This is a genomic window from Lwoffella lincolnii (genome assembly GCF_002014765.1).
Lineage (GTDB): Bacteria > Pseudomonadota > Gammaproteobacteria > Pseudomonadales > Moraxellaceae > Psychrobacter > Psychrobacter lincolnii.
In genome coordinates, this window is the sequence record NZ_MUYT01000004.1 from 18,198 (window position 1) to 31,679 (window position 13,482).

Sequence of the window (13,482 nt, forward strand, 5' to 3'; positions counted from 1 at the left end):
TTTTGATTTTTCCAAGCATCAATTTTGCCAATGATACATTTTTTAGTTACAAAGGTTTGCCAAGCACAAAGGTTTAAAGGTTTGTTGGTCATAAAAAAGATAGTATAACCAATCTGTATCAAAAAAGGTATGCCATGTTTGACTGATTTTATCATACTGATGTTATTATGATGAATTGTCAAGGCAGGTATGGCGATTGCGTGGTTGGTGCTGATTGTATTAAGCTTAACCCATTTAACTTTGCTAAAATAACCTTGCTCAAATAACTTGCTCAAATAATTTTGTTAACATCACTTCAATAAAACAACTTTGATAAAATAGCGATGACAGACCATGGCGATTGACCACAACCATTTAAACTTACATGCCAACCATCTTTGGGCAGATTATCATAACCATGCCTTGCCGTCAGGTACAGTGGCGTATGAAAGCGTGTTACGCCAATGCCAGCTAGATGGCAGTTTGCTGAGTTTGCAACGCATTGATGCGATGCTCACACATCTTCGCCAAGAGCTGATAAAAACATTCACCCAAGCTCAAAAAAGCGTGAACACCGCTGACATGCAACGAAGATTATTGGCAGATGAACGTTTTGTCAGTCTGTTGTTGATTATTGGTCATTATGCAGGTCAAGTGTTGGCAGAACAATGGCAACATCCGCCAACATGGTACGGTCAGCATCAGCTGATGACCCAAGTGGGGCAATTAAACAATGCTCAAAAAGCGATGGCTCAAGATTGGGTACATGCGTTGGCGGTGCAATATGCTGATGGCACAGATGCCCGGCTGGCAAAAATTACGGTAGCAACCATCAAGCAACCTGAGATGTTTTTTGTTCTTGAGCCGATCATCAATCGCTTATTTGGCAGTTTTGATAATGTGATACGCTCAATACAAACAGACATGCGTGTGCCTAGTGGGCTGTATCAAGCGATACAACAACGCTTACCACAACAACGCTTACCACAACAACACTTACCACAACAACACTTACCACAACAACACTTACCACAACAACACTTACCACAACAACACTTACCACAACAACGCTTACCACAAAAAAGCCCACCGCAGACAGCATCAACCATGACAAATCAGGCAAATGCTCAGCAACCACCAACCAATTCACAAACGCCCGCCACATTTCAAGACAGTGTGCAAGTTTTATCACAAAATTTAACCCAAAGTTCAGCCCAAGGTTCAGTGAAGCATTCGGTGTCGCAATCCATACCAACAGCCAAAGTTGGTATGGCATCGGTTAAATCCATCGTTGCCAGTCATGGTATTTTTGCTGAATTGATGCAAGACATCATGACCATGCCTGTACAACAAAATGTTGGCAATTTGGCGTATCAAAAGGTCAGTCAGTTTTTTGTGCGGTTAGATAAAGCGTATCCCACGCTTGATGATGCTAAGCAGGCTGTGCTTAGCAAACTGACCCAAAAACAACAAGATGGCCTAAATCAAGCAAAATCAGCATTAAAAAAACTGGCAGAGCAAGGTAATAGTGATGCCATGTTGCATTTGGCAGTGTATCTGATGCAAGGTAAATGGTTTGATGACAACCAACAACAAGGTTTGATGCTGATACAAACCGCCGCTAATGCCCAAGACCCCAGAGCCATGCGAATGATGAGCAAGCTGTATTATCAGGGATTGGGGGTGAATGTTGATGTCAATATGGGGCGGCATTGGCTAAATTTAGCAGCAGACAAAGGGCATGAAGAAGCCAAAAATCTGATAAAACAAATGGATTTGGCTCAGATGATGATTGCTGAACGTCAAGAAGAGATAAAAAGTGATGATCGGTTAATCAAGTTGATGGCAGCTGTGGCGGTGGTGGCAATTTTGATTGTGATGATTGTTTAATAACCTAAGGTATCATGCCCTTCCTTAGGTCTCGTATTCGAATATTGATGCCCTTAAGATGATAAAGACACCCTTAAGATGATAAATAAAACGACCATCACCCAGCAATCGACGTTTGCCAAAAAACCACCCTTGTATTATCGATTGCTGATACGCATTGCTCAGCCATTTTATCACTGGTGGTTATGGTATCGCCATCAGCGTTGTGCCAATCCTTACTATGAGCAAGAGATTGCTGACCGCTTTGGTCAGCGTTATCACACAAAACAGCAAGCCCCAACATCACTGTTAACGTCAGATAAGTTAATGACAGACGAATTAACATCAGATAAGTTAATGGCAAATGACACAAGCAACAAGCTTGCTGGTGTCAATACAGACTTTGGTTGCATTTGGATACATGCGGTATCGCTTGGTGAGATGAATACCATTGCCCCCATGCTGCGTGCTTTTTTGGCATTAGGGTTTGATATTTATCTGACCAACACCACACACACAGGGCATGCTCGTGGACGGTCGTTGTTTACCAAAGAGATTGCTGATGGACGTGTTCGTCATGGGTTTGTGCCTATTGATGAGCCAAAAGTCATACAGGCATTTTTAAAGCAAGTGTTACCTGTGGCAACCTTATTTGTTGAAACTGAATTGTGGGCAAATACGTTATATGAGTTAAAACGTTGTTGCATTCCCACTTTTTTGGTCAATGCTCGACTGTCTGCCAAATCTGCCAAACGTTATCAAACTTTTGCCAAATTAAGCCAAAGTATGATGCACAACCTGACTGGCATCATCGTGCAAGATGATTTATCGGCACAGCGTTTTAGGCAACTAGGAGCAACACAGACCATGCTTGCCCCATCGTTAAAATGGCAAATACAAGACAATCACCGTGATGAACATGTGGACTTTGGTTTTTTATTACAAACTCAGCAGACAAAACAGGCAGGCGAGAATGTGAGCCGTCCCATCTATGTGTTGGGTAGCAGCCATGCGGGCGAAGAAGCATTATTTTTAGCGGTTCATCAACGTTTATTAAGCGATTTTGCTGATGCCCTGCTTATCCTTGTGCCAAGACACCCTGAACGTTTTAACGATGTGGCAAGTTTGCTGAATGTGTCTGGTTTTACTTGGCAGCGACGCAGTAACAACCCTAAACAAGTGATTGCCACGGATATTCAAGTTTATTTGGCAGACAGCATGGGTGAATTGATGGGTTTTTATGCCTTAGCAGATGTGGCGGTGGTGGGAGGGTCTTTTGTCAATATTGGTGGACACAACCCCATCGAAGCGGTACAGCTTGGTGTGCCTGTCATTATGGGTGCATATACCCAATCTTGTCAAAGCATTGTCGATGAACTCAGACAAGTGGGTGCATTGTGGCAGTTAGCAATAGATAAAACTCAAGAGCAAGCGATTGAGCAAGTTACTCAACAATTGCATATTTGGCTAACAGAGCCAAAACAAGCACTTCAAGCAGGTATGAGTGGTCAAGCATTGGTACAAAGTCATCAACACGCACAACAACAGCAGATGCAACCAATTTTAACTGCCATTGGTTATTAACTGTCATTGGTGAGGTGAAGTGAGGTCAAGTCAATCATGAATGTCATTTTATTACCTAAGGCAGATTTTACTGTCCATACATCAGCAGACGGTAAGTCGCATCATACTGCCAGCATCACTGAGCTCAACCAACTTGCTCATATCAAAAATGTGTTAAAACGTGGCATCAATGACCCAATTAAAATTGGTCAATTGGGGGGAAACTTGGGCGTGGCTCGCATCGCTCACATGACCGACACCACCATAACGCTAGACACAGTAACACTCACCCAACCACCACCGCCCAAGCTTGGCGTGAGTGTCATATTGGCACTTCCCAGACCAAAAGTGTTAAGACGGCTTATCATTGACATGACGGCTTTAGGGGTGAATGATATTATCTTGGTTAACAGCCATCGCAGCCAAAAAAGCTATTGGCAATCGCCCTTGCTTAAGCGTGTGCCAGAATTCATACAAGAAGGCTTACAACAAGCAGTGGATACCATTGCTCCTAATGTCTATTTTAAAAAACGTTTGCGTCCTTTTGTTGAAGATGACTTAAGTGGCATGATTGCTCAGTTCAATGGACAAAGTGGTCATCAGTGCTTATTTAAGTCCAGTCAACTTGGCAAAGCTTTACCGACACAGATGTCATCATTGGTAACACGACGCTTTTATCCAACAGCGATGATTGCTCACCCTTATGCGGATAACGAATTGGTCAATTTGTTGGTTTCTTTGCACACTCATGACAATGCCCTCAAACCGTATGTGCTTGCCATTGGGGCAGAAGGGGGGTGGATAGATTTTGAAGTTGCGTTATTTGTCCGATACGGCTTTGTTGCCATGCGTCATGGTCAGCGAATTTTGCGTACCGAAGCGATGGTGAATGGCATTTTAGGCAGTTTTATCCATTAATCCATTGATGTTGTTGATACTTGTTTTTTTTTGATGCTTGTTGTTAATTACTGGTTGTCATTTGTGTTGTGGTGTTGCCATGATGTGTAAATATCTTCCCAACCATTTATAAGGCTCAATCATGCCATAATGGCACTCCATCTCAATCACCGCTTGGTCATTGGCAAGCCCACCACGCTTATGGGTGGTATAATCATAAAACACCCTAAGCCCACGTACTGATGATTCTATCAAGCCTGCCATCGTCAGCCATTGACGCACTTGAGTTATCTCAACAGGGTGATTGGGAGTCAGACTTTTGTCCGTATCAGCTTGATAATCATCTCGATTAAGCAGTTTAAAATTACCCATCACCAAGTTACGATACACAAAGCTGGCTGGATTATAAAAACACAATGACAACATGGCATCATCGTGTAGCCATACTTTGGCAAAAGCAATAAAATCAGCAGGCTCTGCCAGCCACTCAAGCACTGCATGATTTAAAATCAAATCAAAATAGCCCTCATATTGTTCTAAATCAAACATGACACATAGTTGAGTGGTCAATTCTTGATAAGGGCAATGTAACCAAATGATGTTACCATTCACACAATGAGAATTGTTAGTCTTTGTTTGCTCTAACGTTGTTTGATGGCTTTTATTAAACTGGCTTTGATTAAGCTGTTGCCAAGATTGTTGAGCAAGTTGTAGCATGTCAGCAGACACATCATTGATAACCACATCATGCCCCATCATTGCCAGTTGTTGACTGAGCTGTGCCAATCCTGCCCCCACATCTAAGATGCGTAACGGTCGCCCAAGTCGCTCACTTTGTTGGTTTACCCAAGGAAAAATATCTGCTTGTAACCCTGCCAGGCGAATATCACCCTTTAGACTGCCATAAACCTTATTGGCAAAGTGGCTTGCCACACCATCAAAATTGCGATCGCTTCTGTGATTGGCAGTATTGGCAGTCATAACGAACTTTGGCATCATTAACTTGGCAATTTAACAACTTGGTCATCTAACCAAATTAATCAAGCAATGAGCTTTCTTGGTCCAAATCTTCGTGCTGTTCATGCTCATGCAAGCCTTTCATCATGTCTAAAGCAGATTCATTAGACACTTGTTGTTTGGCTACTGGTTCGCCATCTTGGTTGATATTGGCGTTATCAGTGGTTAAGGTGTTATCATCATTCATGGTAAGTCCTTGTTGATATGTCAAAAGTTGGTATATAAAAAATTGCGATACAAAAATTAGAATAACAAAAGTTTAGAGTAACAAAAGCATGCTGGGATTGTCATGTTGGGATTATACTGGATAATGGGGTAATGATTAAAGCAAGGATAACATCGGTTACAAAAATATTGACAACCATATTTAAGACATCATTTGGGGTACATTATTTGAGGTATCTGATTTGAGGCACCTTGGATTTTATATTGACGGATTTTATATTGATAATGACACCAACATCATACACTAAAATCCTTGATAGTAATAGGGAAAAGTTTGTTCGATATAGACACACTTTTAACATACATATTGAGATAAAAAGTGTATAACTATGGTTAAAGATAAAGGTTAAATACAAACAATCAAATTTATTCATTGTCTGATTTGTTATCCGCTTATCTCATTATTTAAGGAGAATTGCATGAACTGGGCACTGTTAAGTATGCTATATTCCATGACAACAACCGTTATTATCGGTGTCTTGATGATCATTGCATTGGTGGTGGGCTATGATGAAATCCCACACATTTGGACAGCGGTGATTGTTGGAGCGGTGGTGTCTGCACCAGTGGCGTATGTCTTAACCAAAAAGGTAAACCAAATTGGCCGTAATGAGTTGTCATAGCCTGTTTCGCCATCATAAGACAACAAGGCAGCCAATGATGATGCCGTGAATTGAGACAAAAAAGCAAAAAGCCGACATTGATTATGTTTGTCGGCTTTTTGCTTTGTCGGTTTTTTGGGTAAAATAGGTCAAGTGATTAGTAGGTATTCAAGCATTCAAGACAAGTTTTTATAAAAAAAGCTTTTATCATTTTCGTTCAATTATTTTAGCTCAACTTTTGCCCCATTTTGAATGTTGGCAAACACTTCTAACACGTCCCAATTGGTAAGACGGATACAGCCATGTGATGCTTGACGGCTGATGCCCTCTGGAATGGGTGAACCATGAATGCCGTAAGATGGCTTATTTAGCCCCATCCATACCACCCCAACTGGGCTATTGGGGCCGGGGGGCAACATGTATACTTGTTTGTCCTCTCCTTCGCCCACTGTGGATTTGTACCAAGGCATTTTTACTTTATTAACGATTTTAAATGTGCCATGTGGTGATGGTGTGGCAGTACTGCCAACGGTGGTTGGGTAGGTGGCGACTAAGGTGTCTCCATGATAAGCATATAAGGTTTTGTCCGCTTTATTGGCGACCACACGAGTGATGGTTCGGTTGAGCGTTTTGCCAGGGTTATAGACGGTGATGATGTCCCCTTCTACAAATTTTTTGTTGGTGTTGAGTTTTTTAAGATACCGTACGTCCATGTGAAAACGTTCTGCCAGCATTTCATAAATGTCTTGATAATATAAACCTTTCATTTTTGATTTGGCTTGGCTACCTGATGGTGTGGTTGCAAAGTTGGTTTTTACATCTTCCTTGGTGATGGTATAAGCTTTTAGCACAGGTTCACTGGCAGAGATGTTTTTGTTTAAGGCTTGCCAAGTGGCAGTGTCCATTTTACCAGTTTGTTTCAGCCCTTTCATGGCTTGAAAGTTCTTGAGTGCCTTAATGCTGTTCATGCCCCAACCGCCATCAATTGGACCTGGTGATGCGTGGTTCCAATCAAGCAGGGCTTGCAGTTTGGCGGTCATGGCGTTGTTTTGTTTCATGCCTTCATACCAATGGATACGATTGACCTCTTTGGCATATTGACTTAAAGTGATGTTCTGGTTATAAGGTGTGGCAGGCTGAGTACTTTGCGTGATGCTATCAATCGATTGAGTGTCGATGTTACCGAGACTGTCGTCGTTAACGATGGCTTCTCCTGCGTCGATGTCATTATCATCTGCCAGTTGTTTGGCAAGACTGGTGTTGGTTTCAATGCCGTCATCAATGCCGTCATTAATGTCATCGTGATTGATGATTAAGATTTCATCATTTTGTGCCTCATTTTGTAGGGGCATCATTGTGTTGGGACGGTGCTGAAATTGGCGTTCATCGGTTATCGCCATTGCCAGTGAGCTGGTTGCCATGACGCTGGTGATGATGCTGGCCAGCGTCATGGAGCGAACAATGGGCTTAACCCATCTTTGTTGCTGTTTGTGTTGCTGGTTTGATGGGGATATTGTGGTTTGGTCGATGATTGAGTTCATAGCAAGCATGAGTTTTCCTTATGAAAACGGACACGATGAAAACGGACACGAATGTCATCAAACGTTCTATTATAGCAATTTGCCCTCTAAGATGACATAATATCGAATCTAACCAACACAATATTTATGAAGTTAATACATTTCTTTAACTTAATAAAAAGGTTAAAAAGATAAAAAGGTTAAAAAAGCTTTTTTCGCTCACATCATGTTTCAGTTGCCATCATATTTTCATTAAAGGTTTTCGTTAAAGGACAGTATATGACGATGAACACACATTCAGATACCCATTCACTTAACAATCTATCAAACAACTCACCAAACAACTTTAATCATGTCAATGATGTGTGTGATGAACAAGCTGACTTTGGCTTGATGGGCAGTCATTTAGCAAATAGCTTGGCTCAAGCATCTCAGCAACTGGTCAGCATTCGTGATTTTATTCGTTTTGTGGTGACGTCGTTAAAAGAGCATGATGTGGTGGTGGCACAAGGAACAACAGACCCCTTTGTTGAAGCCAACACGTTGGTGATGTATGCGTTGTCATTGGATTGTTTTTCTGATGAGTCGATATTAGATTGTCGTTTGATTGATGTGGAAAAGCACGCCATTTTGACCTTACTTGAACAGCGTATCATTGAACGCAAGCCTTTAAGCTATTTGATTAATTTATCTTACTTTTGTGATTTGCCGTTTTATGTGGATGAACGAGTGCTTATCCCAAGGTCTCCCATTGCAGAGCTGATTCGTCAGCAGTTTTATCCTTATTTTGAAACCAATGAATTTGCCAAGACTGTTGGGACACAAACCTCCGATAAAGCCACTCATTGGCATGAACATGGGCTGGCAAGAAAACATTTGCCACAGCCAGATCGCATTTTAGACCTTTGCACAGGGTCAGGGTGCATTGCCATCGCTTTGGCCAGTCGATTTGTTGATGCGTCTGTTGATGCGTCTGATATTGATAAAGATGCCCTAGAAGTGGCGGCGGTGAATGTGGAGCATCATGGCATTGAACATCAGGTAAATCTGATTGAATCAAATCTGTTTGATAAATTACCTGCTAACAACCAATACGATTTGATTGTGACCAATCCGCCCTATGTCGATGCGGCAACCATGGCAGATTTGCCCCCTGAGTTTTTACATGAGCCTGACCATGCGTTGGCGGCAGGGCAAGATGGCTTGGATTTGGTGCATCAGATTTTGTACCATGCTTCAGATTATCTGAGCAATGATGGGTTGTTGGTGTGTGAAGTGGGTGATAGTGCGTGGGCGTTGCGTCAAGCTTATCCTAACATTCAGTTTGATTGGCTTAGCTTTGCACATGGTGGGCATGGGATTTTTGCGATGGATTATGATGAGTTGATAGAAAATCGGGAGCATTTTGCGGAGTATGTGAAAGGTGAGTAAGTTAAAGGCATTCGCCAAAATAAAGGTAAAATTCGTTTAACAGAAAATGAGTATTTAAAAGCCCAAGAATATCAAAATGACTATATTTTAACTTTGGTTTTAAATCTAAATGAAGTTCCGAGATTTTTAACCATTGACAACCCTGTTAAAAATTTAAACTTTAGAGAAGTGATTGTGCAATCAAAATCCATAAAAGAATATCATTTAGAATGTGAAATATATTAAGTGCTTTACTTAAAAAATATAAGTTTTTAAATGCTTATGAGTTTTTAAATGCTTAATTGTTAAGAGTAATTCTCGTGGCAACATAATCGAACAATAGAGAAAAGATTTTTTTTAGAAAGCATGAACCAATGATTACAGACGACAAACAGGATAAACAATGTCAGGCAACACAATCGGAAAACTTTTTAGCGTAACTACTTGTGGTGAATCACACGGGGCAGGTTTAATGGCCATCGTTGATGGCGTGCCGCCCAATCTGCCACTGACCGAAGCAGATTTACAAATCGACCTTGACCGCAGAAAGCCCGGAACAAGTCAATTTGCCACCCAACGTAAGGAAGATGATGTTGTTGAAATCATCTCTGGTGTGTTTGATGGCAAAACCACAGGCACACCGATAGGTTTACTTATTCGTAACACCAATCAAAAATCCAAAGATTACAGCGATATTAAAGACACCTTTCGTCCGGGTCATGCTGACTATACCTATACCATGAAATATGGATTTCGAGATTATCGTGGTGGTGGGCGTTCTTCCGCTCGTGAAACTGCCATGCGAGTGGCGGCGGGTGCGATTGCTAAAAAATTTTTGCGTGAACGGTTGGGCATGGAAATTCGAGGATTTGTTAGCCAAATTGGCAACGTCATGGCAAACGACATGGCGGAACAAGACATTGATTGGCAATTTGTGAATGGCAATCCATTTTTTTGTGCTGATAAAGATGCCTTGCCAAAATTTGAGCGTTTAATTACCCAATGCCGAAAAAATGGCACAAGCTGTGGGGCGAAACTCACCATTTTAGCCACAGGTGTGCCTGTGGGGTTGGGTGAACCAGTGTTTGACCGTTTAGATGCTGACATTGCTCATGCGATGATGGGCATCAATGCGGTCAAAGGCGTGGAAATTGGCGATGGCATGGCAGTGGCTGGGCAATTTGGGCATGATGGTCGAGATGAATTAACGCCTGATGGCTTTAATACCAATCACGCAGGGGGGATTTTGGGTGGCATATCAAGCGGTCAAACCATTAAAGTGCAAATTGCTTTAAAGCCCACATCAAGCATCACCACCGCAGGCAAAAGCATTGATATTAATGGCAACCCAATTGATATGTTGACCAAAGGTCGCCATGATCCTTGTGTGGGGGTGCGAGCCACACCGATAGCCGAGGCGATGCTGGCAATGACATTGCTTGACCACTATTTGCGACATCGGGGACAAAATAACGATGTGGTGTTGCCACTTAAGCCGATTGAATGATGGATTTTATCTGCCTGTTAATAAATGAACAAACTGGCAAAACATCACCATTTCATCTACAATAGTTTTCCATTAAAATTTGAGTTTTCCATTAAAATTTGACACATCACCTTAATACACATTAACACAAACAAAAGCACACATCAAACCATCAAATAATGCACAGATAATAAGGAATCATCATGAGTAACACCCAAGCATTACAAGCACATTATCATCATCATTTAGCCGAACAAAAAACCGCTGAAACGCAAGCGTTAGAAATTCTACTGGGTTTGCAAGAATTAAATGACCATGACGTGCAACTGACCTTGTTTGGTGAAGCATTGGCAGGCAAGAGTGTTCAACAGCTGATTGCCCTACACAAAGAGGCAACCCATCATGCACAGACCAAAGTCATCGAGTTGTCTGACACTCTAGATGTCATTCATCAATTAAAACAAGCCCAACTCACGGCTGTTCGTGCAGATGTTGGGCAATTAATTGTTCATGGTGATGTTCATACCGTCATTGCCAATGCTCAATCAGGCACAAACCAAGCCACTGATGTGGTGTTGTATGGTTTTGGTCGCATTGGTCGTATTTTGACTCGTCTGCTGATGAGTCAAGCGGTGTCCACCACAGGGTTACAGTTAAAAGCCATTGTGGTTCGTCCTGCACCATCAGGTGATCTTGCCAAACGAGCATCGTTATTACAACGTGATTCGGTGCATGGCAGTTTTGTGGGTGATGTCAAAGTGGACGATGTTCATAATGGCATTATCATTAATGGTCGTTTTGTGCAGGTCATTTATGCCAAAAACCCAAGTGAGATTGATTATACCGCTTATGGGATTGATGATGCGTTAATCATTGATAACACAGGCATATGGACAGATAGAGCTGGTTTGTCTGAGCATTTAAAAGCCAAAGGAGCAAGCAAAGTATTGCTGACTGCCCCAGCCAAAGGTGATATCAAAAATATCGTGTATAACGTCAATACCCACGACATTGGTGATGCGAATATTGTCAGTGCTGCCAGCTGTACCACCAATGCCATTACCCCAACCTTAAAAGTACTCAATGACAGATATGGCGTAGAAACAGGGCATGTGGAAACCATTCATGCCTTTACCAATGACCAAAACTTGATTGACAATTACCATAAAAAAGACCGCCGTGGACGTTCTGCGCCGTTAAACATGGTCATCACCAGCACGGGAGCAGCCAAAGCAGTTGGCAAAGCACTGCCAGAGCTAAACGGCAAATTGACTGGTAATGCCATTCGTGTGCCTACCCCCAATGTCAGTATTGCCATCTTAAACCTAAATTTAAAAAATGCCCCCAACAATACCGAAGAGTTAAACCAATACCTAAAACAAATCGCCACATCTAACCTGTGGCAAGAACAGATTGCTTATAGTGATTCACCCGAAGCGGTATCCACAGACTTTGTTGGCACACAAAAAGTGGGCATCATTGACTTACAAGCGACCATTGTGACAGACAACCATGCCACCGTGTATGTTTGGTATGACAATGAAATGGGCTATGGCACACAGGTGCTTAGAGTGGCAAATGCCATGGTGGGAATAAATCATACTCAGTTACCTAACTGATACCAAGCTAACTGATATGGCAATTGCAGTGATGTTGAATTCAAAAGCTCACAAATTCAAAAGCTCATAGCAGATTTTAAAAGGCAAATGACCCATGAAGTTTATTGATGAAGCAAAAATCACCGTCAAAGCAGGCGATGGTGGCAATGGCATTGTTAGCTTTCGCCGAGAAAAATACGTCCCCAAAGGGGGGCCTGATGGTGGTGATGGTGGTGGCGGTGGTGATGTGTATGTCATTGCTGACGATAATACCAATACCTTGGTGGATTACCGCTATACTCGCCGTTTTGATGCCAAACGTGGCGAGAATGGCAGTAGTAAAAACTGCTCTGGCAAAGGGGCAGATGACATTTATTTGCCTGTACCTGTTGGTACGACAGTGATTGATTTGGATATTGATGAAGTCATTGGCGACTTAACCAAAAAAGGGCAAACACTGTTGGTTGCTAAAGGCGGTGAAGGTGGTTTGGGCAATACCCATTTTAAAAGCTCAACCAACCAAGCCCCACGCAAAGCCACTCACGGCACAGAAGGTGAGCTAAAAGTGTTACAACTTGAGTTAAAAGTGGTGGCTGATGTGGGTCTGATTGGTTTGCCTAATGCAGGCAAATCCACCTTTATCCGTCAAGTCTCCGCTGCCAAGCCCAAAGTTGCCAATTATCCGTTTACCACTTTAACGCCCAACCTTGGGGTGGTTGATGTGGGATTGCACCGTTCTTTTGTGATGGCAGACATTCCAGGACTGATTGCAGGGGCATCAGAAGGGGCAGGGCTTGGCATTCGTTTTTTAAAGCATGTGGCTCGTACCAGACGGTTATTGCACATTGTTGATGTCATGCCAATCGACCAAAGCGACCCTGTACAAAACGCTCAAATGATTATTCATGAACTCGAAAAATTTTCACCAGAGCTTGCCAAGCTACCGCAGATATTGGTGTTAAATAAAATCGACCAAATTGCTGAAGATGAACAAAATGAAGTGTGTACGCACATCGTGGCAGAATTGGGTTGGACAGGCATGGTGTTTCGCACATCAACTTTGACGGGGGAAGGCGTACAAGCGGTGGTGCATCATCTGATGAATGAGATTGAGCGAGAGCAAGAGCGAGAAGCCCAAGACCCCATATTCGCCGAAGAGCAACAAGAACGTTTTGAGCGTTTAGAATCTCAAGTCAGACACAACATCGAAGCTCAAAAGCAAGCCTACCGAGCTGCCCAAAAGGCTGTTCGTGAAGGTGTTAAAAATATCGACGACGATGATGGCGTTGAAGTGGTGTATGCCCCTTAAAATCATA

12 protein-coding genes are annotated in these 13,482 nt (G+C 42.3%); 9 read left to right on the top strand and 3 right to left on the bottom strand.

Annotated features, from left to right (window positions below; translation table 11 throughout):
* Positions 1 to 333 precede the first annotated feature (333 nt).
* The 3 genes from B0682_RS02290 (at position 334) to B0682_RS02300 (ending at position 4,329) form a co-directional block, all read left to right on the top strand.
* The gene (locus tag B0682_RS02290; RefSeq protein ID WP_078306495.1) at positions 334 to 1,869 is read left to right on the top strand and encodes a tetratricopeptide repeat protein; all 1,536 of its coding nucleotides are present in this window, start codon (positions 334 to 336) and stop codon (positions 1,867 to 1,869) included.
* A 78-nt stretch (positions 1,870 to 1,947) separates the two neighbouring features.
* Positions 1,948 to 3,432, top strand: coding sequence for a 3-deoxy-D-manno-octulosonic acid transferase (locus tag B0682_RS02295; RefSeq protein ID WP_078306496.1), 1,485 nt, complete (start codon positions 1,948 to 1,950; stop codon positions 3,430 to 3,432).
* 36 nt (positions 3,433 to 3,468) lie between these two features.
* Positions 3,469 to 4,329, top strand: a complete 861-nt coding sequence (locus B0682_RS02300; RefSeq protein ID WP_078306497.1) for a 16S rRNA (uracil(1498)-N(3))-methyltransferase — start codon at positions 3,469 to 3,471, stop codon at positions 4,327 to 4,329.
* A gap of 57 nt (positions 4,330 to 4,386) precedes the next feature.
* Here the strand turns inward: B0682_RS02300 and B0682_RS02305 are convergent, their stop codons facing one another.
* Together B0682_RS02305 and B0682_RS09540 are read right to left on the bottom strand one after the other, a co-directional pair.
* Positions 4,387 to 5,289, bottom strand: coding sequence for a methyltransferase domain-containing protein (locus B0682_RS02305; protein WP_078306498.1), 903 nt, complete (start codon positions 5,287 to 5,289; stop codon positions 4,387 to 4,389).
* 55 nt (positions 5,290 to 5,344) lie between these two features.
* Complete coding sequence (locus B0682_RS09540) at positions 5,345 to 5,512, bottom strand: hypothetical protein (RefSeq protein WP_169832899.1); 168 nt, start codon at positions 5,510 to 5,512, stop codon at positions 5,345 to 5,347.
* A 457-nt stretch (positions 5,513 to 5,969) separates the two neighbouring features.
* On the opposite strand from B0682_RS09540, the gene B0682_RS02310 reads away from it, so the two are divergent.
* Entirely contained in the window at positions 5,970 to 6,173 is a 204-nt protein-coding gene (locus B0682_RS02310) for a hypothetical protein (RefSeq protein WP_078306499.1), read from the top strand.
* A 200-nt stretch (positions 6,174 to 6,373) separates the two neighbouring features.
* Here the strand turns inward: B0682_RS02310 and B0682_RS02315 are convergent, their stop codons facing one another.
* Entirely contained in the window at positions 6,374 to 7,702 is a 1,329-nt protein-coding gene (locus B0682_RS02315) for a L,D-transpeptidase family protein (RefSeq protein ID WP_240494826.1), read from the bottom strand.
* A gap of 363 nt (positions 7,703 to 8,065) precedes the next feature.
* On the opposite strand from B0682_RS02315, the gene prmB reads away from it, so the two are divergent.
* The 5 genes from prmB to obgE all read left to right on the top strand — a co-directional run bounded on the left by prmB (position 8,066) and on the right by obgE (position 13,475).
* Positions 8,066 to 9,103, top strand: a complete 1,038-nt coding sequence (gene prmB / locus B0682_RS02320) for a 50S ribosomal protein L3 N(5)-glutamine methyltransferase (RefSeq protein WP_240494855.1) — start codon at positions 8,066 to 8,068, stop codon at positions 9,101 to 9,103.
* 9 nt (positions 9,104 to 9,112) lie between these two features.
* Positions 9,113 to 9,328 (top strand): protein NO VEIN domain-containing protein, encoded by a 216-nt coding sequence (locus B0682_RS02325; RefSeq protein WP_276206622.1) that lies wholly within the window; start codon positions 9,113 to 9,115, stop codon positions 9,326 to 9,328.
* Positions 9,329 to 9,485: 157 nt separating this feature from the next.
* Entirely contained in the window at positions 9,486 to 10,589 is a 1,104-nt protein-coding gene (gene aroC / locus B0682_RS02330) for a chorismate synthase (protein WP_078306500.1), read from the top strand.
* A 182-nt stretch (positions 10,590 to 10,771) separates the two neighbouring features.
* The gene (locus B0682_RS02335; RefSeq protein WP_078306501.1) at positions 10,772 to 12,187 is read left to right on the top strand and encodes a glyceraldehyde-3-phosphate dehydrogenase; all 1,416 of its coding nucleotides are present in this window, start codon (positions 10,772 to 10,774) and stop codon (positions 12,185 to 12,187) included.
* 94 nt (positions 12,188 to 12,281) lie between these two features.
* Complete coding sequence (gene obgE, locus B0682_RS02340) at positions 12,282 to 13,475, top strand: GTPase ObgE (protein WP_078306502.1); 1,194 nt, start codon at positions 12,282 to 12,284, stop codon at positions 13,473 to 13,475.
* The last annotated feature ends 7 nt before the right edge of the window (positions 13,476 to 13,482 follow it).

Bases quoted from the DNA above. Each gene is read 5' to 3' on its own strand.
- B0682_RS02315 (WP_240494826.1), bottom strand. From the start codon at position 7,702: ATGCTTGCTATGAACTCAATCATCGACCAAACCACAATATCCCCATCA.
- B0682_RS02290 (WP_078306495.1), top strand. From the start codon at position 334: ATGGCGATTGACCACAACCATTTAAACTTACATGCCAACCATCTTTGG.
- B0682_RS09540 (WP_169832899.1), bottom strand. From the start codon at position 5,512: ATGAATGATGATAACACCTTAACCACTGATAACGCCAATATCAACCAA.
- B0682_RS02295 (WP_078306496.1), top strand. From the start codon at position 1,948: ATGATAAATAAAACGACCATCACCCAGCAATCGACGTTTGCCAAAAAA.
- B0682_RS02300 (WP_078306497.1), top strand. From the start codon at position 3,469: ATGAATGTCATTTTATTACCTAAGGCAGATTTTACTGTCCATACATCA.
- aroC (WP_078306500.1), top strand. From the start codon at position 9,486: ATGTCAGGCAACACAATCGGAAAACTTTTTAGCGTAACTACTTGTGGT.
- B0682_RS02305 (WP_078306498.1), bottom strand. From the start codon at position 5,289: ATGACTGCCAATACTGCCAATCACAGAAGCGATCGCAATTTTGATGGT.
- prmB (WP_240494855.1), top strand. From the start codon at position 8,066: ATGGGCAGTCATTTAGCAAATAGCTTGGCTCAAGCATCTCAGCAACTG.
- B0682_RS02310 (WP_078306499.1), top strand. From the start codon at position 5,970: ATGAACTGGGCACTGTTAAGTATGCTATATTCCATGACAACAACCGTT.
- B0682_RS02335 (WP_078306501.1), top strand. From the start codon at position 10,772: ATGAGTAACACCCAAGCATTACAAGCACATTATCATCATCATTTAGCC.
- obgE (WP_078306502.1), top strand. From the start codon at position 12,282: ATGAAGTTTATTGATGAAGCAAAAATCACCGTCAAAGCAGGCGATGGT.